The organism is Microcoleus sp. w1-18aA5 (genome assembly GCF_036701705.1).
Classification (GTDB): Bacteria; Cyanobacteriota; Cyanobacteriia; order Cyanobacteriales; family Microcoleaceae; genus Microcoleus.
Genome location: NZ_JAUPTE010000022.1, coordinates 41,947 through 67,009, shown reverse-complemented (window position 1 = coordinate 67,009; position 25,063 = coordinate 41,947). Strand labels below are relative to the sequence as shown.

Here is a 25,063-nt window from a genome sequence, read left to right as displayed (position 1 = left end):
CAGATTGAGTAGTTCATACCATAAATCAGCAACGCCAATTCTTCAATCTAAAATCTAAAATCTAAAATCTAAAATCGATTGACTTATTCTTACGATCGAGGTCTTCCAAGACTTGTAATATAAAGCACAGCCTCACCCGCAGGAATACCGAGAACGTCATTGACGCGATCGTCAAAAAAGCCCCCGATACCGCTGACACCCAAACGCAGTTGCATAGCTGCTAAATTCAACCGCTGGCCCAAATGACCCGCGTCCATGTGCAAATAGCGGTAAACTCGATCGCCATATTTTGCTACAGCCCTGTTCAAATCCGCCGTGTGAAACAACAGCGCCCCCGCATCTCTGCCCAAGTCTTGCCCCAAACACAAAAAATGCAGTTCCCTGCGGAAATTTTTAAACCGAATTTGTCGCAATTCTTGAGCTTTCGGAGCGTAATAGTAACAGCCTTCTTCTAACCCATTTACTCCCGAAACAGCAATAAAAGTCTCGATCAAACTTAGATCGAAATAGTCGGGATAACCGTCTAATCCTTGGTCGATATAGTGCTGGGGCTGGTAAGTAAAATCCAGCATAGCTAGCAGTTCGCCCAAGCTCAAAGAAGCACCTGTATAAGCACGGGTCGAACGCCTTTTGAGCATAGTGTTTTCTAAATTTTCCAGGTTCACTCCCCAAGGAATCGAAGGAGTGACAGTCGAAACTTTACTACAAAATGGAAAGTTGTATTTATCCTCTAATTCCCCTTCACTTTCATCAATTTTCCAGCCATCAGCTCCGGTAGGGTCTGATTCTAAATGCGTCGCTTTGTGAAGGTATTTTAACAGTTGACCTTCGGAAATTTTCGGGTAATCAGTGGTGGTGTTTCCGGGCAAAGCTGTTTTAAATTTAGGCAAGTTTTGGTCAATATCTAGCAAGTCGGCTAAAGCAACTATACAAATCGCTCCTTCTTGCTCCGAGTCAATGTAAAGTAATTCATTGACAGCTTCGTCGGCGAATCCTCCAATCAGGTGAGGTCGGTAATCGTTGACGGCGCAAGCTAACTCAATATTACTCAATAAATGCCCAGTGTCTAGAAAAATTCGCCGATAAGCTCGGTCTTCATAACGCCAAGAAGAACGGAAAAAAACAGTGGTAATGGCGATCGCCAATTGGGTATTTTCTAGCGCTGGCGACTGGAAACAAGCTGCTTGCAATGTCGGCCAAACTTGACTGTCCCAAAAATGAACAAGTGAATGAGTTCTGCACTGATAGTTGTAGAGTCCGGCCGGCAACTGGGCAGTGCCACGGGAGATTAAATAAACCTCTGCTGGGTAGAGTCCACCCGCCGACGGTGCAGAGCGCAAATACAGGTAGCTATCGTCTACCGTCTGCACTTTCGCCGTCAACCCGTAGCTGCACAGCAACAAGCTAGATAACCGATGCCACCAAGCGGCATCGGGATCGGCATCGGCATCCTCCGAGGGATCTTTTAGATAAGGCTTGAGGTCAAAATACGCTCCAATTTTATATTCTTTGAAAGGCACAGGTTGCTCTGTCCAATCTAGCTGTTTGCTTTTAGCAGCAATGGTTTCAGGGTCGTATTTGGTGCGTTCGTGGTAGTGCTCAGCAATGGAGAGAGGATGTTCTGGCATATTTCAGTAGAGGATTGGCTTTGGTTTCTCGATCGATCTTGACATTACTAACCGCTTACTGGTCGAGTAAGGCAGAAATTTACAAATATAAAAAAAATCTTAGAAAAAATGCGACTGTTGTTACACAAGCTTAACATAAGAATATGCCTAAGTATAAATACGCAGAATAATAACCATTAATTACTGTTATGGATTGGCTGCAGTAGCTGTCGTCATGAGGAGTGAAAATGCAAAAGCTAAGCGCTGAGGAATTGCTTGCTCAGTATGCTGAGGGCCAGCGAAACTTTAACGCCGTTGACTTAAGTGAAAATAACTTGTTTCAAGCAGATTTGACAGAAATAAATCTTTCTGGTAGCGTTCTGAGGCGAGCTTATCTGCCCTACGGAAATTTGACGCAAGCTAATCTTTATAAAACTGATTTGCAAGAGGCTGAATTGGGCGACATTCAACTTTATCAAGCTAACTTGTCGGAAGCAAGTTTATCAAGAGCAAACTTATCAAGAGCAAATTTGCGTCACGCCAATTTGCAAGGTGCTAATTTGCAGAAAGCTAATTTGCAAGGTGCGGATTTGTACAATGCAGATTTGACGAATGCCGATTTGAGATATGCGGATTTGAGTCGAGCTAATTTGGAGAAAGCAAAGTTAAGCAAAGCTCAATTAGCGGGCTGCAACTTATTTCGATCGCGCTTGGGTGATTTGTCGGAAGCCGAGTGCGATCGCACTACTATCGGGCCCGAAGGCTATTGATGATTTGCAGCGGCTAGTCTAGGGCCTAGGGCGATCGGCTTAATTAGTCGTGAAGCGTAGCTATCCCGTAGGGAATCGCTCTTTTTAAAATTTCTTAACATTTCTCGACATGGGGGAAAAGGTGAGTTACAGTCGTAGAGAACTTATGGCTCCGCAACATTGACAATAAATAACACATTTTTCCAGCGGAAAACAGGCTAAAATTTATGAATTCTCCAGACAACAAATCCCGAGAACTCCGGCGTAAAGAACAAGAACTGCGGAAGCGAGAACAAGAAATTCGGCTCCGCGAACTAGAAGCCGAAATCGACCGCTCAGTGCCCGAACATCTAACAAGCAAGTACCAAGAACCAGACAGCCAAGTTAACGGCAAACTCAAACAGTGGCGCCGAAAAATTATAGCAGCCGCTCAATTTACAGGCATTGTCATTGCTGTTATCGTTGCAGTTCGCATAGCATCTTGGCTGGCAGCCGCGCTGATAGTGGGAGGCATTGCTTTCATAGCTTACAAAATGTTTATTGAAGAAGACAGAAGTTGAAAGCTCAAGCAGGAAACTATCAGGAAACAGCCATGAACCTTAAAGTAGAAACTAGCAACTTTCTCAACGATTTAGAGCGCGTAGCCGCCGTCCGCCGAGAAATTGCCGATCGCCTCAGCAACATCGCCACAGCCATCAACCAATCAGAATTAGCAGCAGGAGAAGCATCGGGAAAACTCGGTTTAGAAACAGACAACGCTGACATTGATGTCGCCAGTAAAAACTTGCGCCAAGGAGTCTTTCGCCTGTTAGTGCTAGGTGATATGAAACGCGGAAAAAGCACTTTTCTCAATGCGTTAATCGGCGAAAACTTACTGCCCAGCGATGTAAATCCCTGTACAGCTTTGTTGACGATTTTGCGCTACGGTTCAGAAAAAAAAGTTACCGTTTATTTCAATGACGGCAAAAGCCCCAAACAGCTAGATTTTAAAAGTTTTAAACAGAACTACACAATTGACCCCGCTGAGGCAAAACGTTTAGAAGAAGAAAAGAAACCAGCATTTCCCGATATCGATTGTGCCGTAGTAGAATATCCCTTACCTTTGCTGGAAAAAGGCATAGAAATAGTAGACAGTCCCGGACTGAACGATACAGAAGCCCGCAATGAATTATCTCTGGGTTACATCAACAACTGCCACGCTATTTTGTTTGTGCTCAGAGCAACTCAGCCTTGCACAATGGGTGAAAGACGTTATTTAGAAAATTACATCAAAAATCGCGGATTAAGCATTTTCTTTTTGATCAATGCTTGGGATCAGGTGCGGGAAAGTTTGATTGACCCGGATGATCCTGAAGAATTAGCAGAAGCAGAAGGGAAACTGCGGCGGGTTTTTCAAGCTAATTTGGCTGAATATTGTTTAACAGAAGGACACGATATTTACGACGAGCGAGTGTTTGCAATTACCTCAATTAAGGCGCTCAGGCTGCGGATGAAAAACCCGGAGGCGGATTTGACAGGAACTGGTTTTCCCGAGTTTATGGCGGCACTGAATACGTTTTTGACCCAGGAAAGGGCGATTTCGGAATTGCGCCCGGCGAGGACTTTGGCGCGTCAAATTTCTGCTCGTGTCCGCGAAGCTGTTGGGCGCAGATTACCATTACTCGATCGCGATGTCAATGAGTTGAAGGAAAAAATTAATTCAGTTGAGCCGGAGTTTAAGAAGCTGACTCAAATTCGGGATGAGTTTCAACAAGAAATTATCGAAGTTAGAGATAGTAAATCGCGGGCGATCGCAGATTCTTTCCGCGCCTACGTTCTCAACTTAGAAAACACCTTTGAAACAGACTTTTTGCGGTATCAACCGGATCTAAAATTTCTGGATTTCTTCAGCCAAGGCAAGCGAGAAGCCTTTGAAGCATCGCTCAAACGAGCATTAGAGCAGTACATCAATGACAAACTAGCAGCTTGGACTCTCACCGCAGAACAAGAGATGAATTCAGCATTTTCGCAGCTATCGAAAAGTGCGGCAAATTACGGAGCATCTTACACGAAAGTGACTGAAAAAATCACCGAAAAACTGACCGGGCAAAAAATACCAGCAGCAGTCAGCAACTCGAACGAAGATAACTCGCCAGCTTGGGCAAAATGGGCGATGGGATTGTTCTCGTTAACGACCGGAAATCTGGCGGGCGTAGCAATGGCAGGAGCTGGTTTTGACTGGAAAAATATCCTGCTTAATTTAATCACTGTGTTGAGCGTCAGTACAATTTTTGCTAGTTTGACCGGGGTTGTTTTGGGGCCGCTATATTTAGCTTTGTTGGGGATTGGTGTTGGCGTTTTGCAAGCAGACGGAGCTAACAAACAGTTGGTTAAAGCGGCAAAAAAAGAGTTGGTGAAATATCTGCCGCAGGTGGCTCAAGAGCAGTGGCAGCCGATTCACGATGCTGTGAAAGAGTGTTTTGATGTTTACGGGCGAGAAGTGGGCGATCGGATGAATGCGGATATTAATTCTCGGAAAGCTGAGTTAGATAATTTGCTGGAACAAAAGGAATCTCGCGAGATTAATTGTCAGGCTGAATCGCAGCGGTTGAAAAAATTGGAGGCTGATGTTTCTGCCGAGTCGCAGAGTATTGAATCGCTATATCAAGGTTTCCTAGCATCCGCTTAAAATAAAACAACAATATGCAACAACCCGCAATTTATCAAGACCTGACAGACTATCTCAAATCAGCACTCGGTATTCTCGAACTTGATAAAAACTCCCAACTGTATCGAGATACCACCTCAATTTGCGACTATCTCGCCAAACCAACTTTTCAAATTGCTGTCTTTGGCCCGTTTAATTACGGCAAGTCAACTTTGCTCAATGCAATGCTTGGAAATCGTGCTTTGCCGATCGACCTTGTGCCCACTACAGGTGCTGCCATTTATGTCAACTACGGCGAGGAATTGCACGCAAAAATTACCCTGAAAGACGGCACGGAAATTAGCGAACCGGGGACTGATGTTTTGAAACGCTATGCCATCCTTGACGACGCGAGACAAATGCGGGATGATGTGGCCGCCGTTAATGTTTATTGTCCCCATCCATTCCTGAAAACGGGTGTGGAATTGCTGGATTTGCCGGGAACCAACGATCGGGAACAACAGGATAATTTGGTTCGGGATAAATTGCTAACGGCTGATTTAGTTGTGCAGGTTTTAGATGCTCGCAAATTGATGACTTTAGGCGAACGGGAGAACTTGAGAGATTGGTTGAGCGATCGCAACATCAACACAGTCGTCTTTGTTGCCAATTTTCTCAATCTACTCGAACCAGACGACCAAAAACAAGTATACAATCGGTTGTTGTTTGTTGCCGAAAGTTTTCGCTCGAACTTGCCGAACAATATCAGCAATATCTACCGCGTCGATGCTTTGCCGGCTTTGAGGGCTAGGCTAAAAGGAGATGTGGCCGCAGCCCAAACTACAGGAATTGCTACGTTTGAATCGGCTTTGCAAAGTATTGTGGCAGCTCAACAGGAACAACTAGCAGTTAAGTTGCCTAGAATTGAAGCTATAGCTACTAAAATTTGCCAATCTCTCCGAGCCAAAGCTGAAACTGTCACCGCAGAAATAGCCGCAGCTCAAAAGAAGCATAAAGACAAAATTGAAATTAAACAAAAAGCCGAAAAATTGATATCAAAAGGCTTTCAAGCCAGCGTTTCCGATTTCGAGATTTGGCTTTACCAGCCCACACTTTTGCAGCGGTATCAATCGGAAATGGCGCTGTCGCTCCAGGAAGGAAGTTTTGACGCCTGGAAGCTAAAATTTGAGAGAGAGGTCTTACATCAGCAGCAAACCATCGCAGAATGGGTAAATAAAGCTTGCGAATTCTTTGAGAAAGAACAGCCGATCGCACTTTTGATTTCCTTTCCTCCATCCCCGCAAGTCAGTTTACCGGAGCCGCCACCACCTCCAGCTCAAAAGTCGATCGAGGGCGAAGTGGCTCCAGTGGCGATCGCCACAGGCTTAGGTTGGCTATTGGGCGGGCCTGTGGGAGCTGCAGTAGTCGGCGGTGCTAGCTATATTTTGAATAAAAGAACTGGGTATGAGAAGCCGCCTGAATCGTCAGAAGCTTATCTAAATCAAGTAAAGGAAATTTGCAGTGAGGCTGCTAAAAACTATCTCGCTCGCTTCAGTACCGATACTTTTTCCATGCTGCAACACTACAAGGAAATCGCCGGAAAAGTTATCTGTTTTCAAGACAGCAAAGAGCCGCTACAGACTAATATTCAGCAATACCAGATACAGTTAATCAATAATTTGTTAGAAAATATCGAATCTTGGCTTCAAAGAACCAAATCTGTAATTAACGGCAAATGATCCGAACCGACATTGCGGCCAGTACGAATCTTCAAAACACCAATTTCTTTGCTGACTAGAAAGTGATCGATCGGAATATAAGCCAGCGGCATAAAAGTCGGCCAAGTCGGTAAAATGCCAAAGCCCGATCGCGCATTTCGCAGGTTTCCGGTTTTGACCATATTTTTATAGAAAGGCGACCACATTGTGGTATTGAAATCGCCAAGCACAATCACCGGATTTTTGACTTGGGCTGCATACTCGCCGATGCCTGCTAGCTGTCGATTGCGCTCGATAAAACTCTGCTGTTTGATCGGCACAGTGGGGTGAACAAGAATCAAAGAAATGATTTTACCTTGAAATTTCACATCCGCAGACAAGCTCTTTCTTCGCTTTGAAAAGGCTTTAATAGAAGCATTTTCTAAAGGCAGCTTGCTGTATATTGCACTGCCAAATCTATCAGATTCTTGCAGGTTGGAAGAGTAAGGAAAAATATCGCTTAAGACGGCTAACTCCTTCGCCCAAACTGTGCTGACTTCGACAAAAACCGCGATATCTGGTTGTTCTGCTTTTACCAGCGATATCACCTCAGAATAGCGTCGGTTATTCGTTAAAACATTTGAATGCAAAATCCGCAGGTTTTGTCCAGGAGTTGCTCCGGCAAAGGCGGCCGCTGGAAAATACCAAGGAACAATTTCCGCCAAATTAATGATAATGCAAAATGCGCTCACCAGCCACCATATTTTTTTTGAGCGCACGAGAGCGAAGAATATAAAAGTAGAGAAACCAACCAGCAGATATTGTAGTTTAAAATGAGAAGTCAATTCAAAAAAAATGTTGAATTCTCCCAAATAACCGACTATTGACAATACGGCATTTACAGTGGCTGCGATAATAAACCATTTTAAAATTAGGTGCTTCAAGCTAAGGCTTTTGTTGGTCATGCTGTGCATCACCGCCCATTTTAGCTTGATTTTGAGGTCGTTGGTAATCAGCAATTTATCAATTTCTGCTACCAGTTGTTCTGGCTGTTCCAACTCTCGCCGCTTTTGATAAAATCTCACCAGCAAGCTATCTACCACAAAATAACTAAAATAATTGGCAACAAATCCTGCAAATACCAACACACCTAAACCAATCAGCATACCAAAGGAACCGCCGACTTTAACCAAACCCGACCAAACGGCTGCGTCACCTGTTTTACCTGTAGCTGCTATGGCTATAAATAGCATTAAAGCAGGCAATCCGACCGTGATTGTGTTTCTGATGATATAGTCCATTATACAATTTTAGATTTTAGATTTTAGATTGGGAAGTAATCATGCAGTTTTTAGGGCAATGCACACCCCACCTATTGACTTAAGAGCGACTTTACAAAATCGGGATACTCCTTAAATTTCATAGATTTCTAAGGGTAAGTTGTCAGGATCTCGGAAAAAGGTAAACCGTTTTTCTGTAATCTCGTCAAGGCGAATTTTTTCTACTTCTACTTGTTGGGATTTTAAGTAAGCAACTGATGCTTCTATGTCCTCAACTGCAAAAGCTAAATGTCTCAAACCGCAAGCTTCAGGATTGTTAATTCTTTCAGGAGGATGGGTAAATGAGAAAAGCTCGATGGTGTCGCCGTTTCCGACTCGCAAATCTAGTTTGTAAGAATTCCTCTCGGTTCGGAAAGTTTCTTTGATAATGGAACATCCCAATACTTCTACATAAAATTTTTTCGAGGCTTCGTAATCCGAGCAAATAATAGCCACATGATGTATTGCTTTTATTTTCATCTGAAAAAAGTTAGTTAGTTGCGTTTTTCTGAGATGTTGCACCATTCTCAATAAGCTTTTTATGAACAGGCTTTTCTGCCTGTTCCACAACAAAATTCACTCTTTGTGGAACAGGCAGAAAAGCCTGTTCTTGAGAATGGCGCAAGATGTGAGTTTGTCCAAATGCACAGCACGCTATTGACAATTATATTTGACGATCGCAGACTCTGCCAGAAACCCTGCTAAATTCAGCGCGATCGCCCTTTATTTTCCCCCGTCCAAATCTTAATTTAAAAATTTCTGCAAAAAAAGTACCCTACTTTGATAAAATGAGAGTTTTGCAGTCAATCACCCAATTTGCATCTCAGGAGACAAGGATTATGGCCCGTATGTATTACGACACCGACGCGAACCTAGACCTCTTAGCCAACAAAACGATTGCTATCATCGGCTACGGTTCCCAAGGACACGCCCACGCGCTTAACCTCAAAGACAGTGGCATGAATGTCGTTGTCGGTTTGTATCCCGGTAGCAAATCTGCAGCCAAAGCAACCAACGCGGGTTTAACAGTTCACCCGGTAGACAAAGCAGCCGCCGCCGCTGACTTCATCATGATTTTATTGCCCGATGAAGTTCAAAAAACTATTTACAAAGAACAAATCGAACCGAACCTTTCTGAAGGAAATGTTTTAGCATTTGCTCACGGTTTTAACATTCACTTCGGCCAAGTTGTTCCCCCTGCCAATGTAGACGTAGTAATGGTTGCCCCCAAAGGCCCCGGACACTTGGTGCGACGGACTTACGAACAAGGGGAAGGTGTTCCGAGTTTGTTTGCAGTATATCAAGATGCTTCCGGTCAAGCGCGCGATCGGGCAATGGCCTATGCTAAAGGTATCGGTGGCACCAGAGCAGGCATCCTGGAAACAACTTTCCGCGAAGAAACAGAAACCGATCTTTTTGGCGAACAAGTAGTTTTGTGCGGCGGTTTGAGCGCCTTAATTAAAGCTGGATTTGAAACTTTAGTTGACGCCGGATACCAACCGGAATTAGCTTATTTTGAATGTTTGCACGAAGTTAAACTTATCGTTGACTTAATAGTAGAAGGAGGCCTCGCCAAAATGCGCGACAGCATCTCCAATACCGCAGAATACGGCGATTTAACTCGCGGCCCCCGCATCGTCACGGATCAAACCCGCGCCGAAATGCGTAAAATTCTCAGCGAAATTCAATCCGGCCAATTTGCCCGCGAATTCGTTCTGGAAAACCAAGCTGGCAAACCAGGTTTTACCTCCATGCGCCGTCAGGAAGCAGAACATCCTATTGAAGAAGTTGGTAAAGATTTGCGAGCTATGTTTAGCTGGTTGAAAAAGCAAGCCTAATCAATTTTAGATTTTAGATTTTAGATTTTAGATGGGAAGACCAATCTAAAACAGCCCTAGAGGCATAACCTCTATCTGTAGGGTGTGCAATGCACACCTTACCGCTGGGAGGAAAATCTAAAATCTTAAGTTTAATCGATTACAGATTAGAGAGTGGATAAAAAATCTCTAATCTACAATCCAAAATCTAAAATCGTACTGTTGGGTTTCGCTTCGCTTAACCCAACCTACAATACTACAAGAAAATGGCTAGGTATTATTAGAGAAACCGGGTTTATCCCTGGTAGCTCAAAACTATCGACTCGGGCTAGGGCTTTTTTGCAATTTATCAATATCCTGTTGCCTTTGCTCGTTGAAATCTCTCGGCCTCAACCAATTTGGCCACAACCCGACGAAGAACTTTCGGCTTGCTACGCTAGTATCTCTTACAGGTTTGGGGAGAAAAGTTAAAGTGTCACCGTAAAGGGTAAACAGGGCTGCCAACAGAAGCAATAGCGGGATAAGATTTTTTTTAGGCATTGCAGTTTGGGAGTAGAGTTTGTGGAAGCAGTTTGTTATATTTTGCCCTTGCACGGACAAAATATATCAGAAACAGCTTAAGAAAAAAATACACCCTTCGGGGCTAAGCGGCAGCCCATACAAAAGGAAAAGCTGCTAGTCGTAATATCGTTTCCGCTGACATCGGAATCATAATTTTCCCAATGCAGTGGTAGCTTCCCGTGTGGCTCCGTGCTCTCAGGAGCGACCGAGAAGACGCACTCAAGTATAATTTTCATGTCACCTTATTTGATATTGCTACAAGTCTTAATAATTAGTTATTAGCTAATGACCAATTATTAATTACTAATCACTACTTATTCCCTTGAAGAAAAGTTTGCACTACTGCATTAGTTTCCGGGGAAATTTCTGTTACTAGCCGCACCGGGATTGCCGATGTGGAAGCAAATTGCGCGTATTCTGGTGTTAGAAAAACTGCATATTTATCAGCTTCAGCAGTTAGTTGCGCGGCGGTAGCCAAACTTACAGCTTTAATATAATTGCGTATGCTAACAGCTTGGTCGCCGACAACTTCATCGCCGGTAATTACTGTGCTCGGCCGACGAACTTGGTTTAAAGTTGTACTCGGATCTTTGACACTTAAGTGGGTTCCTCCTACCAAACCAACTAGCCATTTAGGAGATGGAATTTTCGGAAAGCCGGCAATTTGTTCGGCTAAGGCGGGAGTTGTTTTGTCGGCAGAAGATGCTACTATTAAGGTGGGAATTTGAATGGCACTTAAACCCGTTTCTCCAAATAATAATGATGTGATCGGATTCATGGCGATCGCTCTTTTAATCCTCCCATCCCGCAATTGATACCGTTCTTCGGGCAATCCGGCCGCCGCGCACTGAATGCCTTCGCCTAAGCTGAACCCAATCAAATCCCCCTGACACCTTTGTTTGAGTGCGCTCAATTGCAGTTCGGCGCCGGCCAAGGACAAGGCTGTAGCGCCGCCAAATGAATAGCCAATTATTACCCATCGGTCGATCGCAATTTTCCCCTGCAAATTATCATCAGTTTGGTTCAATTTTGTCAGTTCGTCGAGTACAAAACTGATGTCTTTGGGACGCTCTAAAAACTCTTGAGGAGCTAGCAAGGGACACTTCCCCGCCATCGCAGCATTGGTATTCGTCTCGTTGCTGCCCGGATGTTCTAAAGCTGCTACTACATAGCCGTGAGACGCCAAATGCTCGGCTATGTAGCGCAAATCGGTGCGGACGGAACCCAACCCGTGAGAAAAGACGATCGTCGGTTTGTCGGCTGTCGCAGCTTCCGACCAATACACATCAACTGGAATAAGTCGATTGCGGGCACTATCGTTCAAATCTAGCGCCCGTACCTGCACGACATTAGCGCCGGGCTGGGTTGGATCGAAAGGCAGCTTAAACGCGGGTTTAACCGCTGCTAACTGAGGTGCGATCGCCGCCATAAAGCGCTGAGTTTGCCAAAAACTGGCGTTCATATTTCCCAAAACTGTGAAAGCTCGATCGAGATCCACCACTACTCGCGAGCTCGGATAAGATTCAATGAAAGTCAATACCGATAAGCCTTCCGGCGCGTTTGCTCCCTGCACCAAAGCGGCTCGCAGGGCTTCCACACCCCCACCGCCACGCCTAGGTATGACTGTAGTCAAATCCGTCAGGATGGCAGTGCCGATGCCCGTGTTTAGCAAGTTACTCAGGCCGACTACATTTAGGGGAATTTTCGCTTGCAGCGCCCGAAAAATTTTACTCCGCTGTTCCTCAGACAGGAGATTTGCATAAGCTTGAAGTTTGGCGGGGACTTTTCCTGTTTCTGCGAGTTCGCGCAAATCCTCAACCGATATTGACGATTCTAAAATACCTTTGCGAACAACAACCGTTTCTGCAGCTTTTGCAGAGGATGTCGCGCCGCTGAAAGGATTAATCGAAATCGAACCCAAAATACTCGCCACCGAAGAAAACCATCTGAAATTTGGTCTGATGCTCATTTTTACCTTATTGAACTAGAGGGGGTAGATCACCATATTCTCAAAATTCTCCCAGATACCGAGAAATTGTCCTAGATGCCGAGAAATTGTCTCCATCGGGGTGTGATCGTCAAGGTCTCTACGCATATTTACTTGCCGAGCGCACATTCCGTACCTAAGTGCACTTCTTGTGCGGGTGCTAATGATGACGAGTTAAATGATGTTTTAATCGATCGCCCAAAAAATACAACCTTCACGAGTGAAAAGAGCGATCTAGTGTATTTACGAACCGCACAAAGGTGCGGAAATTTTGCTAGTAATTCCGTTGGGTTAGGATTAAATATAAGACTTACACAATTGTCACAAATAGGACTTAAATTTTAGGTATGTAGTTGCGATTGTGCGCTCTTAGTTAGGAAAGAGCGCACAATCGCAACTATAGCCGTTCTCAAGCGTTGTGAGGTATGGGGGCGAGCCCGATGCCCGATGCCCGATGCCCGATGCCCGATGCCCGATGCCCGATGCCCTATTCCCGATGATTACCTCATGTTACTGAGAAAGGCTATACATACCTTTGTTTAATTTGCCAGTTGGCTTTAGTCCTAAAATCTTAACCGCAGATGAATGCAGATTCATAACGTAATCTGCGGTTAAAATATTCCTCAAGATACAGGAAAATAAACAACAAGCATCGAAATATTTTGGTGAGTCCGGGCGATGGCTTCCGGTTCTTTGAGAGTTCCCGGTTTTTCCCACAATTTCTGTTGCTGAGAAAGTGTTGTTAAAATCAGCAAATCGTGTTCTAACAAATTCTGCGAAACTAGCTTGATAAAATTTCCCCGCACCCGATTTACTGGTATCTCAGAAAGAATTTCCACCTCCGCCGCACTTTTGTTGCTTTTTTCCCGTTGTGTCGCCACTAACAACACTTGCAAAGTCGCTTTGAGTTCGTCGGCTAAACTCTTAGCAATATCCACGGTTTCCTGAAATCCAAACCGAGTCAACTCGCTGTCAGTTATGGCCAAAATAACTCTGGCTGTATTCTGAAGAGGATCGGGAAATCGAGCAATCAGTACGGGTACGGGCGATCGCCTTACCACATTGTCAATGATGCTGCCAAAAAAATTGTCGCGCGTCGTAGAAAATCCCTTCCAACCGCAAACAATTAAACTAGCCTCGCGTTCGGTTGCACTTCGCAGAATTCCGCGATCGATCGCATCATCTATCCTCGCGATCGGTTCAACCGCACAAGCAGCCGCGTTAGCCACAGTTTCCGCAGCCGTCAAAAGTTGAGTTTGTTGCATTTTATCTGCCGGAGAAATTGCTTCCCCGCGATCGGACAAAATATGCAGCGGTAGCAAAGTTCCCTGAGATGTTTTGGCTAAAATCAAAGCCAAACGCAGCAAATTATCTTCCGTATTCGGATTAGCAACAGGGACTAAAACTCGCTCTCCCCATGAATGCTTTCCCGAAGTAGCAGTCGGCAAACTAGACCCCGGCGGCTGCATTTCTTGACCCCACCGAGATACAATCCAAGGAGAAGCGACACAAGTTACTAAAATCATGGCAATGATGCCGTTCACCGTTTCAGTATCGACCAATTTAATGTCAAAAGCAACCGTAATCGCAGCCAAAGTAGAAGCAGCTTGAGCAACAGAAAGACCGAACATTACCATAATGTTGGGAAACTCAAAACGAAATAATTTCCCCGGTAGCCAAGCTGCCAAAAACTTGCTCACCACCTCTGCTAAAATCATCACTGCTGCCACCAACAAAGACTGCGGCTGCTTCACCAAAATTAGCGGGTCAATTAACATCCCCACAGAAATCAGAAAAAACGGCACAAACAGCGTATTGCCAATAAACTCAATCCGATTCATCAGGGGACTCATTTTGGGAATAATTTGAGTTATGGCAATTCCCGATAAAAATGCACCAATAATTGCCTCAATTTCAATTAGTTCTGCTGCGTAAGAAACTAGAAATAGGGTGGCCAATACAAATATAAATTCGGCATTTTCGTCATGTCCAAATTTCTTAAAAAACCAGCGACCGATTTTGGGTACTCCCCACAAAGTAGCAAAAGTGTAGATAGCAAGAGATGGAATGAGAAACAGCCAAAATTCGAGAGTTAGATTTCCTTTGAAAGCTTTAACAACAATTGCCAGCACCAACAGTCCCAACACATTCGTAATTAAAGTCCCGCCCAAAGTAGTAGTAATAGTCTGAGTTCGCATCAATCCCAATTTGGTGAGAATTGGCAGCGCTAAAAGCGTGTGCGTAGCAAAACAAGAAGCGACTAAAATTGCAGCCAGCCAGCTATATCCCAACAGCAGCATTGCTCCTGTCCCCAATATCATCGGTAGCGAAAAAGTAGCCAGCCCAAATATGACAGCTTTGTCCGCATTGAGTTTGAGGTCGTCGAGGCTAGTTTCCAATCCCGCTAGGAACATTAAAAACAGCAATCCTACAGTACCTAACAAAACAATAGTAGCGTCTCGTTGCAGCAAATTTAGACCGTTGGGCCCGACAATTACGCCAGCAATAATTAAACCGACTATTCCCGGTAGTCGCAAGCGCTCAAATACCAGCGGGGCGATTAGCATGATTGCTAAAAGAACTAGAAAAACGGGAACGGGAGCGGTAATCGGGCCGGAAGTTAACATAAATTTCACCCTAAATATTGGCAGCGAACTGCTACCATTTTTAAAACAAAATAAGCACAATATCTATCAATCTAAAGAAGGATTCTCAATAAAATACAGCATTATTGGTAATAAGTATGACTGGGCGACCAACTCGGTTTATTGGTCAAATATGGGATGGCTGACTAGAAAATTCTGCAATAAACCGGATTTTTTGTTCGCCGCGCACAAGTCCTGATTCGGCATACCCATAAAAAAGGGAAACGTGCTTTTATTTCTTGCTCTTCCCTATTTAAAATCTAAAACCGGGAAAGGTTTCGCCGCTTCCATCTGCGCCGCTAAAGCAATTAAAGTGGCTTCCGCCGCCGGCCGCCCAATAATTTGAATTCCCACAGGTAAACCGTTGTTATCTAAAATGGCAGGAAGTGCGATCGCAGGCAAACCACTAGCATTAAACGGCGGACAAGGAGCAACCCAATTAATAATTCGCTGCAAAGTTTCTTCAAAACTCAAATCTGCCCACTCCCCAACCCGGATTGGCGAGTGCATATAAGTCGGCAAAACTAACACATCAAATTTTTCAAAGAATCCCACAATCCGCCGTGAAATCACCTGCATTTGATTCACCGCCCGCAAATATTCCCCAGCGGAAATAGTTCTTTCTAACAGCCAGCGATTCATCGGTTCCAAAGCAGGGCCTGGAATACCGCTTGCCGCCGCCCCAGACTGCCAAATTGCGATAAACGGTTCGATTAAACCCGTAAAATCAGGGCATCCCGGTTCGACATCGTGACCCAAATCAGTCAGTAACTTGACGGTTTCGAGTACCGCTTGCTGACAGATAGCCGAAGCCTCGCCCACAGGGGAAATACTGGTAGAAAAAGCAATTCGTAGCTTGCCTAACTCTTGAGTGGAAGCTTCTAAAAACGTCGGATTTGAATCGGGTAGCCAGTACGGATCGCCTGTTGTGTAGCCTGACATCACATCTAAAAGTGCGGCGGCGTCAGCTACAGTGCGCGCCAGGGGGCCGTTGGCAGAAATGCCGCTGAGGTAATCTCCGACGGGGGCCCAGGAAACTCGCCCCCGCGATGGTTTAATGCCCACTAAACCGCAGCAGGAAGCTGGGCCTCGGATCGAACCGCCGCCGTCTGAACCTTGGGCGATCGCGCATAAACCCGCCGCTACAGCCGCCGCTGAGCCGCCGCTGGAACCTCCGGGCGTATACTCTAAATTCCAGGGATTGCGCGCCCGCAGGAAACCTGGGGGTTCGGTGTAAGGCAATGAACCAATTTGAGAGGTTGCTGTTTTGCCCAGAATGTTAAATCCCGCTGCTTCGATCCGCCATACCACTGATTCGCTGTAGTTAGATATGTTATTCACCAAAGCTTGAGTGCCATAGGTACAGGGAACGCCGGCAACTGGTGTCAAGTCTTTAATCGCAATTGGTACTCCGAAAAAAGGTGGCAATTCCTGTGGCTTGTTTAAGCCGGCTAGTTGCTCGGTTTGAGATTTAGCCAGGGCGATCGCCCGATCGGCCGTTACTGTAAAATAACTGCCAAGCTGAGGGTTTAATCGATCGATCCGTTCCAAGTAAAGATTGACAATTTCTAAAGGCGACACTTCCAGGGCGCGAATCGACTTCGCCAACTCCAAAGCAGGAGTAAAAGCCCAATCGACAGAATTCATCCGTTTAACTCCTTAATAGTTGGACAAAGTATAATTTAATACTGTTGAGTTGCTGCAAACTCTTTTCCTTAAGAAATTTATCCAAAAAAGTCAAAAATTCATATTTGATCATATATCGAGAGTGATGGCATCCTCCAATTGGCAGAATATTTCCTTAGTAGTGCAGCATTACGACCCTATCTTGGGATAGACTGAGAACAACAGTTAAGCTTTTGTGCAAGAGACGCACAATGGCGATCGGCATTGTTCAACTCCCACAAATCATCTGTTCGAGTCAGCCTTCTCACCAACTTAAGGTAGCGCATATGACACAACAGCATCCGCCAGCTCCTCGCCCGCCCGTACCCGGAGCTCCCCCACCGCCAGGAATGCCCCGCCCTCCAGCTCCAGGGATGCCCCCCAGAGCAGCAGGAATGCCGCCAGCACCGCCGCCTGCCGCACCCGCACCAGCAGCGCCACCGGCACCAGCGCCGCAATCCTTCGCCACACCTAAAAGCCAGAGTTCTAGCAGCGGCGGAGTTCCGAGTTTGAAAGAGCTAGTAATCCGAGCCAAAGATGAAGGAGTATCCGACCTTCACCTGGGAGTAAACGAAGTTCCCCGCTTCCGCACCCGGGGCGAGATTGCCGACATCGGCTATCCACCGACCGATTTAGATACGTTTTTTGGCTGGTTGCGGGAGTGCATGAGCGATGAAGAAATTGAAATTTTCCAAAAAACCCTAGACTTTGACGGCGCTTTCGACTTCGGCTTCGTCCGCATTCGGATCAGTTGCATGGACTCCTTGGCCGGCCCGGCAATGGTGCTGCGGCTAATTCCTGCCAAAATAATGACACTGGAGGAATTGAAACTGCCGGAGGTATTTAGGAAAATATGTGGCTACCACAAAGGGCTGATTTTGGTGACAGGCCCGACAGGTTCGGGTAAGTCTACCACGTTAGCCGCGATGATCGACTACATCAATAAGAATAAAGCCTACAATATCATCACGATCGAAGACCCCGTAGAATTCGTACACGAAAGCAAAAAATCCTTGATTAAGCACCGGGAAGTCGGCAGGCACACCCTCAAGTTTATGAGCGCTCTCAAAGGCGCTCTGCGACAAGACCCGGATATGCTGCTAGTAGGAGAAATTCGGGACAGAGAGACGGTGGAAATCGCCCTCAAAGCCTCTCAAACGGGTCACTTAGTTGCAGGAACCCTGCACACCAACAGTGCGGTTAAGACCCTGAACCGGATTCTGGATATGTTCGGGGCGGAAGAACAGGATGCCATACGGGTCTCAATTTCCGAATCCCTAGTGGCGATTATTGCTCAACTGCTGTGTAAAACCACCGACGGAAAGCGGGCTGCTTTCCACGACGTTATGATCAATACCGACGTGGTTAAGGAATACATTCTGAAGGGCCAGAATGAGGAAATCAATCAAATCATGATCAAAGATACTTATGAAGGCATGACGACGATGAATAAGTCGCTCTACGGCCTTTATCAAGAAGGTCGGATTACTGAAGAACTTTGTGTAGAGAACTCGCCGTTTCCGAACGAAATGGCTCAGATGCTGCGAGGTCGAGTCTAAATAGTTGACAGTTGACAGTTGACAGTTGACAGTTGACAGTTGAAAACGAGGTTTTTAGGATGGGGATTTAAACAGTTGACAATTATCAAATATCAATTATCAAATGTTAAACCCGCTCATAAAGGTCAAATGTCAATTATTAACTGGTAAAAATCGAGTGTTAACTGTTAACTGCTAACTGTTATTGGTGTACTGAATTGAAAGTCGATCGCCCTATTTTGCCGGAATTTTTCAAAGGCATTGCGCTGTTTACACCAGGGGGAGACTTAATCTATTGCATAGACCCCCGCAAGCAAACTCGGTGGCATTTGCAGTTGTGCGTAGCTCTACAGGAGATCCTCGGTTTGTCAGAACCGCCGCATTTTCTGATACCTTGCTACACGGCAACCGTTGACTCCTGGCTCGATCCAGGCGATAGGCAGGTGCGGGTTGCTGCCGAGGCCTACCCCCCCGTGCTGCGACATCAAACACTGTTGAACGCCATTTTTGGGACTGGCGACTTAGTGTGGCATCCCCGTAGCGAAGAAATGTGCGAACCGATGGCGATTGCTACTTATCACGAACAATTCCCCGAACTTTGGGAAAATCACGACTTAGTTATACAGTATGCCAGCCCCGAAGCTCGATCGGACTGGAGCAGTTCCATAGTAACTCCCTTGGGCTTTCCGCAAGCGCAGCAAACTCGGCTTCCCAAACCAACAGAACTCACCCCACCGCCACAAACTCAAGGGTACGTTTTGCGTCTGTTTGTTTCCGGCAGCAACCCCAGCACCGAACGCACCCTAGAAACTTTACACCAGTTTTTAGAGCAATGCCTCGATCGTCCCTACACTTTAAAAGTAATTGATGTTTTGAAACATCCAGACCAAGCTGAGGCAGATCAGATTTCAGCAACTCCTACTTTGATTAAAATCTGGCCCAAACCCGTGCGACGAATTGTCGGGGAATTGAACGATGATGAAAAAATAGTGCGGCTGCTGAGTTATTCGGAATTTTAGATGGGGGCGAGGATTTTTGCGATTATTTAATAGGGGCGATCGCGGTTTTAGTAGCGATGGAATTAACAACATTTAGTAATTCAGTCATACGCAAAAAGTGGTTTGACGTTCTACTTTATCGGTCAGGTATTCTTGGGCCGTACACCCAAAATATAGAGGTTCTACATCCAGGAATGAACTGCGGGTGAGGCACTGCACTCACCGCGAATAATTAGGGTAACTTACTTGGCTTGAAAATTGTGGTAAGGTGCGCCGAAGAGCACCCTACTTGACCACAATCAATCGGGCAATCAGGAGAATTGAGAACCCTGGCTAATAGGAAAAAGGTCGATCGACTTAATCAGGAACACAAACCTCCGGAGCGCACAAACTGGGGAAATCCAAAGTTGTGACTTCCAGCGTATCCAACTCAACTTTCCGAATTACATGATTGTTCGTATCAGCAACAAACAAATGAGGCCCGATCGCACTCAACCCTGAAGGCTCAAAAAATCGAGCCTTGAGACCTTTAGCATCAACCAAACCTGCTGTACCATCTCCAATCATTGTTCTGCACGTACCGCCCCGGTGGTCTATCCGCTTAATTTTGTGATTATAAGTATCAGCCACCCAGAGGTAATTTTGAGCGTATTCAACACCCAAACAGTGCTGCAACCTTACCTCCTCAGCGCGACCATCTTTATCCCCAAAACCAAACAATTCACCGCTACCGCAAACAGTGCGAACCTTCGGGTCTTCATCTATACCCACAGCACGAATCGAACTAATTTCGCTGTCGGCAACAAACAACTCCGATCGATCCGTAGACAGGCCACTGGGCTGAGAAAAAGCAGATTCTGCAAGATTCCCGTCCACACAGGATTCTCGGCCAATACCCGCATAAGTGCCGATCGTGCCAGTGTCTAACTGCATTTCCCAAATTTGGTGGGAACCCGCCATTGCAATAAAAAGTCTATTTCCAACTCTTTCTAAATCCCAAGGCGAATTCAATTGCGTTTCTAAACCCTTGCCGCTGCGGGGTGAAATTTCGTGACTTTGTTCGCCCGTACCAGCAATTGTTTCTACCCATTGAGTCGTAAAATCAATCTTTCTGAGAGCATGATTTTCCGTATCAGCAACATATAGAATTTGACTTTCTGCATCAAAAGCCATACCTTGAGGTGCAAAAAACTCAGCCTCTTCAAAGTCCCCATCAGTTAAACCCGCCTTGCCGCTACCGATGACGTGCAGCACCTCACCTTCGAGGGTGCTGACAACAATCCTATTGTGGCCGGAATCGGCAATAAATAAGCAAGAACCGACTAAGTTTTGTATAACTGAATTAGCAGGCCCTGGCAATACAGTTTCATCTACAGATTCATTTTCCTGACTCATTTCGCCCAAAAGTGCAACCTGTTGGTGAAGATGTTTTGCCTCCGTTGCAGCGATCGCAAATGCCAGCACTTTTCCGGGAAAAGCCAATGGTGTTGATACAGGTTTGCGCTGTTTTTCTAAGCTAAAACGCAGTTCTTTAAAATTAAGCGCATTTTTATCTTTGTATTCAGCAATTAACTTGCCAACTAACTCGTCAAGTGCTTCTCTATTGCCTTCACCCGAAACAAAGCCAACGACATAACTTTCAGGATCGATCACCATTAAAGTTGGCCAAGCGCGAACGGCATAGCTTTGCCAAACTTTCATGCCGCTGTCAACGATTACAGGATGTTCGATATCGTAGCGGAGGATAGCTTGGCGGATGTTTTCTACTTCTTTTTCGTTTTCAAATTTAGCTGAGTGAACGCCGATAACCGTGAGGGAATCTTTATATTTTTGTTCGAGGTATTTTAAGTCGGGCAGGACGTGCAAGCAGTTGATGCAGCAGTATGTCCAGAAGTCGAGGAGGACGACGCGCCCTTTTAAGGATTCAATGGATAAAGGTTTTTCGGTGTTCAGCCAGGGGTAGTTTCCGGGGAATTCTGGTGCTCTGACGCGAGGCATGGCATCTCCTGGTAGGGGGTGAATGATTTTTTTACTTCTTTAATTTAGCGGGAAGTTTGGCAGGATGGGAAGGAAGCTGATTAAAGCAGGGTTTTTGGAGACAGCGAAGATGGCTGTGTCACAAGACGGGGGTCAGGGAGGATGTTAAAACAGACACGGAGTCAAAACGGTTTTTGCTTTTATAAATTACATAACCAACGACAAATAGATGCAACTTGATTCTCCTCATTCAGATTGGCAGCATTAGTGAGAGTCCGGTTTTCCAGTTGATGCCAAATTTCACCCGCCATCCTTGTCGCCACCGCTGAACCCACAAAGAAAGTCAGAGGTGAATGTCCAACCCGGAAAAAAGCTTCGCGTATGCGATTTAGTGCCGCTTGTGCCGTTTTCCAATGCTCATCTGCACCTGCAGGATCGATTCCGCCTTTAAGTTCGCCCAATGCAATAACATAAGGTGCCACCATAGATGGGTCAATTGCGCTGGATTGACTGGCTACCAACTCCGTCGGGGCAAGATTAAATAAACATAAATCCACATTGCTCCTGACTAGCGGAACAGTTAGGTTATAAATCAATGTGCGATTACCCAGCTCGCTCTCCCAACTTATCCCACGTAAAGACAACTCAATTTCTGTGTCATCATTTGTCATGGCTATCCACTTTTTTGTCTTTGAGTGTTGCCAGTAATATCTCTTACCAGCAATGGTGAGAGTCGAGAGGATAGCACGAGTTAGTTTTCTTTGTGCTAATGCTCCGCCAACATTACGCATTGAGCCACCAAGCGTGTCACCACGAGTCAGTAGAAATCTAAAGACCAATTCCTCCACAAAACTTGTGCCTGCTGGCTCAAGAAAATTCCTGATTAGACCATTGATAGCTTCAATTTTATCATTTGGCATCAAATGAGCAAGAGACTTGTCAGATAATCCTGCCGCAGTCAACAATCCCATTTCAATGCCCTTAACATTTAACAAATCAGCAGGACTCTCAGCTTGACCAGCAGCTTCTTGAAGTGCTCTTGCTTGGGCGACGTAAGGTGTAGCGCGTCGATTTTTTTCAAGGGCAAGTGCAACAAAACCCGCACGAGTGTCTTCATAGGTTGTGACAAGATCGTCACTGGATTGAAGATGGTTACGATAAACACGCATAGGTTTCGAGTTATTGTTTTTTCCATACATAAACGCACTTCCTCAAAGGAGCACGTCCATAATTTCCCATCTGTTGACTACTATTCCCCTTATCACCTGGTAAGACGAGAATATTTTCAGTAATAAAGCCTAGTTTTTCAGCAAAATCAGAAAGAATCATGTCCACTGAAATGCTTATACCTGCGTAGCGCACATTGTCATTAACCATAAACAAAAATGCCCCAGGTTTAAGGATACGAAAGCTTTCTTGTATTACGCAAGCCATTTCATAGAAATATCCTCTTACCATTCTTGGTATACCATTGTTATTCAATACGCCCTGTGACTTTTGGCTGTCCAAATATCTTAAGATAGCCTGCAACAGAGTTTGCGAATTAGCAATACTTAAAGCGACTTCCCAAGCCGGATTGATAGCCAATAAATCTTTGGGGTGATTTTCAACCGTACAACTTAGCATTTCCTGACGCAGATTAATTAATTCCTTTTCAGAAGTTCCTAGTAAAGCTAGCTCTAGTGCATAAGTACGAGTATAGTCATATCGATTGCAGTAGGGTGGAGATGTGATGATTGCATCGTATGTAGAGTCCGGCAAATCGGGCATTATCTTCAGACAAGAACCTTGATGCAAATTAATTTTGCCTTGATTATTCTGAGTTTGAAAAAGCTCAAGTTGTTGTGTAGGAGGTTCTAAGTCGTTAACAAGATCATTAAATTTTTGGGTAATAGCTTTACTGAACTCAAGAACCTCACCTTTATTGAAGGACTTCTTTGACTGGCCATGACCCGAACGGTAATCCCAACGAAGATACTGTCCATCTTTGCGTGTATAGCTTACGGATTCTAAAACACACAGTAAAGTCAAGACTAAAACTGATTGAAGCTTGGTATTTTCTTGATAACAAGCTCCAAGATATTGCTCAATTTCTATTTTATTTTGTTCGGAGTAAGCCCCTTTAGTGATCCTCAATTCTGGCAGAGTGACTGGGTTTTCAAATTGTTTCCATATTTGCAAATTAAACCATGTCTTTAGCCGTTGAAAATCATCAAGAGTAAAGGCAGTGTCTAAAAGGATTTTGGTATTAATTATTTGTTGCCCAATAGGTAATAATTCAATCCCCTCACCATCTATTCCCAAGTCGCTAGCAGCAAATAAAGCAGTTCCACTACCTGTAAAGGGATCTAAAATCTTGCCTTGAATGACTTGATATTTTTGGAATAAAAACTCTACCAGAGAAGCCGAGAAAGCTTCCTTATACTTGTACCACCTATAAATGGGTCTAGTTTTGTTAGCCTGAAAACTAACCAAAAGTCGCGTAAGCGAGGGCTGGACTACAAACTTGTCTTGAAAGCGATCGTGTAATTGCCTGTCAAGGTTATCAATCTCTCCCAGAAAGTCACTTTCCACTTCAGAGGCGATGTTGGAGATGCTTGACATATTTACCATGACTACAAATTATTAAATAACTAACTGTCGATCGTAGTATACCAGTATCTCGAATCCAAAAATGGGCTGATGTCGCCACCCTTGTAAATTTTCTTTGATAAACCAGAGAAATAACAGCTTCAGTCATTGGTTCCTCTTGCTTATCCCAAATTTTATCGTTGCTTTTCCCTGCAATTATTTTCCAGCATCACCAATACACCGTTAATTTTTTTGTGGCCGATCGCACTTGCGATCGGCCACAAAAAATCTAACAGCAACCGCCGCCGTTATAATGCCAAGTCGAATCAGTAATCAAAACCTTATCCGGCATTAATCCCCCCAACTTCCCAGCAGTTTTATCGCACACCGCCGCCGGAACTCCCCGCTGCAAAACGTGGCCTGCCCCGTCATCAAACAGCTCCTCAGACCCCGTATAAATCGCCGTCTTGCCAGTAAAAATGCAAGCTCCGTCATCCGGCACATCCACTTTGAAAGACACCGAATCAAGGCTTTCTAACAGCAAATCCGCATCCAATTGATAATTGTGTTTGTCCAGCAATCGGTAAGGACGGCGCGCCCGCACTTCGACTTGCCCAAAACCAACGTCTACAAGGTGTTGAACGTATTCTCCGTATGTCAAAGCGCCGGACAAACACAGGGCCCGCAAGCGTTGGTCTTCCTTCAAATGCTGCGGAATGGGGCGAGTTGCGATCGGATCGCTCATCAACAATCTGCCACCCGGTTTTAACACTCGATAAGTCTCTTTTAATGCTTTAGCTAAATCCGCAGGTTCAAAGATATTAAACAAGCAGTTTTGGGCCACAACATCTACAGAAGCATCCGGCACCGGCAACGCAAAAGCATCGCCTTCACAAATTTCTACAAAACTTGGATCAAACCAATCATTTTCGTGGGCGGCTATTTGCAAGTTTCGTGAAGCCGCCTCTCGCATTGCTGGAACCGGATCGACGGCAATAACCGCTCCTTTGTGTCTAGAAAAATATGCAAATTGTAGTGCTTCCAAGCCACCGCCTACACCTACATAAAGCACGAAAGGATTGCCGACGAGTTCGGCGGCGTGAACGGTTGTTCCGCAGCCGTAATTCATTTCTTGCATTTGTTGGGGAATTTTTAATCCTGGCAATTGCAAGGGGCTGCTTTGGACGCAGCAAAGCCCGATTTGGGGTGTTTCGGCAACATCGCTGTAGAATTTGGCGGCTGTTTCGAGGTAGGTCATTTTTTAGTGTCCTAATTTTTGATTTTTGACCGCAGATGGATCACGGGC

General features: G+C 45.1%; 17 protein-coding genes. 7 read left to right on the top strand and 10 right to left on the bottom strand.

Features of this window, described 5'->3' with window-relative positions:
- Positions 1-89 precede the first annotated feature (89 nt).
- Positions 90-1,628: a SagB/ThcOx family dehydrogenase gene (locus Q5691_RS10865; RefSeq protein WP_333211489.1), complete on the bottom strand. Its 1,539-nt coding sequence runs from the start codon at positions 1,626-1,628 to the stop codon at positions 90-92.
- A gap of 227 nt (positions 1,629-1,855) precedes the next feature.
- Here Q5691_RS10865 and Q5691_RS10860 point away from each other — a divergent pair, with 227 nt between their 5' ends.
- The 4 genes from Q5691_RS10860 to Q5691_RS10845 all read left to right on the top strand — a co-directional run bounded on the left by Q5691_RS10860 (position 1,856) and on the right by Q5691_RS10845 (position 6,721).
- Positions 1,856-2,377: a pentapeptide repeat-containing protein gene (locus tag Q5691_RS10860; protein ID WP_333211488.1), complete on the top strand. Its 522-nt coding sequence runs from the start codon at positions 1,856-1,858 to the stop codon at positions 2,375-2,377.
- A 206-nt stretch (positions 2,378-2,583) separates the two neighbouring features.
- The gene (locus tag Q5691_RS10855) at positions 2,584-2,916 is read left to right on the top strand and encodes a hypothetical protein (RefSeq protein ID WP_333211487.1); all 333 of its coding nucleotides are present in this window, start codon (positions 2,584-2,586) and stop codon (positions 2,914-2,916) included.
- Positions 2,913-5,024 (top strand): dynamin family protein, encoded by a 2,112-nt coding sequence (locus Q5691_RS10850; RefSeq protein WP_333307821.1) that lies wholly within the window; start codon positions 2,913-2,915, stop codon positions 5,022-5,024. The genes Q5691_RS10855 and Q5691_RS10850 overlap by 4 nt, the downstream gene beginning before the upstream one ends.
- Positions 5,025-5,038: 14 nt before the next feature.
- The gene (locus Q5691_RS10845) at positions 5,039-6,721 is read left to right on the top strand and encodes a dynamin family protein (protein ID WP_333211483.1); all 1,683 of its coding nucleotides are present in this window, start codon (positions 5,039-5,041) and stop codon (positions 6,719-6,721) included.
- Here the strand turns inward: Q5691_RS10845 and Q5691_RS10840 are convergent.
- Both Q5691_RS10840 and gloA2 read right to left on the bottom strand, forming a co-directional pair.
- Positions 6,688-7,980, bottom strand: a complete 1,293-nt coding sequence (locus Q5691_RS10840) for an endonuclease/exonuclease/phosphatase family protein (protein ID WP_333211482.1) — start codon at positions 7,978-7,980, stop codon at positions 6,688-6,690. The two genes, Q5691_RS10845 and Q5691_RS10840, sit on opposite strands and share 34 nt — an antisense overlap.
- Before the next feature lie 111 nt (positions 7,981-8,091).
- Entirely contained in the window at positions 8,092-8,478 is a 387-nt protein-coding gene (gloA2, locus tag Q5691_RS10835) for an SMU1112c/YaeR family gloxylase I-like metalloprotein (RefSeq protein WP_333211480.1), read from the bottom strand.
- Positions 8,479-8,786: 308 nt separating this feature from the next.
- Between gloA2 and ilvC the strand changes: the two genes are divergently transcribed.
- Positions 8,787-9,836: a ketol-acid reductoisomerase gene (ilvC, locus tag Q5691_RS10830; RefSeq protein ID WP_333211478.1), complete on the top strand. Its 1,050-nt coding sequence runs from the start codon at positions 8,787-8,789 to the stop codon at positions 9,834-9,836.
- 850 nt (positions 9,837-10,686) lie between these two features.
- Here the strand turns inward: ilvC and Q5691_RS10825 are convergent.
- The 3 genes from Q5691_RS10825 to Q5691_RS10815 all read right to left on the bottom strand — a co-directional run bounded on the left by Q5691_RS10825 (position 10,687) and on the right by Q5691_RS10815 (position 16,655).
- On the bottom strand, positions 10,687-12,345 hold the full coding sequence (locus tag Q5691_RS10825) for an alpha/beta hydrolase (protein ID WP_333344811.1): 1,659 nt from the start codon (positions 12,343-12,345) through the stop codon (positions 10,687-10,689).
- A 641-nt stretch (positions 12,346-12,986) separates the two neighbouring features.
- Positions 12,987-14,990 (bottom strand): cation:proton antiporter domain-containing protein, encoded by a 2,004-nt coding sequence (locus Q5691_RS10820; protein ID WP_333307828.1) that lies wholly within the window; start codon positions 14,988-14,990, stop codon positions 12,987-12,989.
- 267 nt (positions 14,991-15,257) lie between these two features.
- A complete protein-coding gene (locus Q5691_RS10815) occupies positions 15,258-16,655 on the bottom strand; it encodes an amidase (protein ID WP_333307830.1) in 1,398 nt (465 codons plus the stop codon).
- 305 nt (positions 16,656-16,960) lie between these two features.
- Here Q5691_RS10815 and Q5691_RS10810 point away from each other — a divergent pair, with 305 nt between their 5' ends.
- The gene (locus Q5691_RS10810) at positions 16,961-18,232 is read left to right on the top strand and encodes a type IV pilus twitching motility protein PilT (protein ID WP_333211472.1); all 1,272 of its coding nucleotides are present in this window, start codon (positions 16,961-16,963) and stop codon (positions 18,230-18,232) included.
- Positions 18,233-18,429: 197 nt separating this feature from the next.
- Entirely contained in the window at positions 18,430-19,230 is an 801-nt protein-coding gene (locus tag Q5691_RS10805) for a circadian clock KaiB family protein (RefSeq protein WP_333211470.1), read from the top strand.
- Between the two features lie 336 nt (positions 19,231-19,566).
- Here Q5691_RS10805 and Q5691_RS10800 read toward each other — a convergent pair whose 3' ends face one another.
- The 4 genes from Q5691_RS10800 to arsM all read right to left on the bottom strand — a co-directional run bounded on the left by Q5691_RS10800 (position 19,567) and on the right by arsM (position 25,015).
- The gene (locus tag Q5691_RS10800) at positions 19,567-21,207 is read right to left on the bottom strand and encodes a thioredoxin-like domain-containing protein (RefSeq protein ID WP_333307832.1); all 1,641 of its coding nucleotides are present in this window, start codon (positions 21,205-21,207) and stop codon (positions 19,567-19,569) included.
- 179 nt (positions 21,208-21,386) lie between these two features.
- Positions 21,387-22,385: a type II restriction endonuclease gene (locus tag Q5691_RS10795; protein ID WP_333211466.1), complete on the bottom strand. Its 999-nt coding sequence runs from the start codon at positions 22,383-22,385 to the stop codon at positions 21,387-21,389.
- On the bottom strand, positions 22,366-23,790 hold the full coding sequence (locus Q5691_RS10790; RefSeq protein WP_333307835.1) for a site-specific DNA-methyltransferase: 1,425 nt from the start codon (positions 23,788-23,790) through the stop codon (positions 22,366-22,368). The genes Q5691_RS10795 and Q5691_RS10790 overlap by 20 nt, the downstream gene beginning before the upstream one ends.
- A 256-nt stretch (positions 23,791-24,046) precedes the next feature.
- Positions 24,047-25,015, bottom strand: coding sequence for an arsenosugar biosynthesis arsenite methyltransferase ArsM (arsM, locus tag Q5691_RS10785; protein ID WP_333344808.1), 969 nt, complete (start codon positions 25,013-25,015; stop codon positions 24,047-24,049).
- Positions 25,016-25,063 lie beyond the last annotated feature (48 nt).

Excerpts from the sequence above, each read along its gene's own strand:
- Q5691_RS10865 (WP_333211489.1), bottom strand. The coding sequence starts at position 1,628 with ATGCCAGAACATCCTCTCTCCATTGCTGAGCACTACCACGAACGCACC.
- Q5691_RS10860 (WP_333211488.1), top strand. The coding sequence starts at position 1,856 with ATGCAAAAGCTAAGCGCTGAGGAATTGCTTGCTCAGTATGCTGAGGGC.
- Q5691_RS10855 (WP_333211487.1), top strand. The coding sequence starts at position 2,584 with ATGAATTCTCCAGACAACAAATCCCGAGAACTCCGGCGTAAAGAACAA.
- Q5691_RS10845 (WP_333211483.1), top strand. The coding sequence starts at position 5,039 with ATGCAACAACCCGCAATTTATCAAGACCTGACAGACTATCTCAAATCA.
- Q5691_RS10840 (WP_333211482.1), bottom strand. The coding sequence starts at position 7,980 with ATGGACTATATCATCAGAAACACAATCACGGTCGGATTGCCTGCTTTA.
- gloA2 (WP_333211480.1), bottom strand. The coding sequence starts at position 8,478 with ATGAAAATAAAAGCAATACATCATGTGGCTATTATTTGCTCGGATTAC.
- ilvC (WP_333211478.1), top strand. The coding sequence starts at position 8,787 with ATGAGAGTTTTGCAGTCAATCACCCAATTTGCATCTCAGGAGACAAGG.
- Q5691_RS10825 (WP_333344811.1), bottom strand. The coding sequence starts at position 12,345 with ATGAGCATCAGACCAAATTTCAGATGGTTTTCTTCGGTGGCGAGTATT.
- Q5691_RS10820 (WP_333307828.1), bottom strand. The coding sequence starts at position 14,990 with ATGTTAACTTCCGGCCCGATTACCGCTCCCGTTCCCGTTTTTCTAGTT.
- Q5691_RS10815 (WP_333307830.1), bottom strand. The coding sequence starts at position 16,655 with ATGAATTCTGTCGATTGGGCTTTTACTCCTGCTTTGGAGTTGGCGAAG.
- Q5691_RS10810 (WP_333211472.1), top strand. The coding sequence starts at position 16,961 with ATGACACAACAGCATCCGCCAGCTCCTCGCCCGCCCGTACCCGGAGCT.
- Q5691_RS10800 (WP_333307832.1), bottom strand. The coding sequence starts at position 21,207 with ATGCCTCGCGTCAGAGCACCAGAATTCCCCGGAAACTACCCCTGGCTG.
- Q5691_RS10795 (WP_333211466.1), bottom strand. The coding sequence starts at position 22,385 with ATGTATGGAAAAAACAATAACTCGAAACCTATGCGTGTTTATCGTAAC.
- Q5691_RS10790 (WP_333307835.1), bottom strand. The coding sequence starts at position 23,790 with ATGTCAAGCATCTCCAACATCGCCTCTGAAGTGGAAAGTGACTTTCTG.
- arsM (WP_333344808.1), bottom strand. The coding sequence starts at position 25,015 with ATGACCTACCTCGAAACAGCCGCCAAATTCTACAGCGATGTTGCCGAA.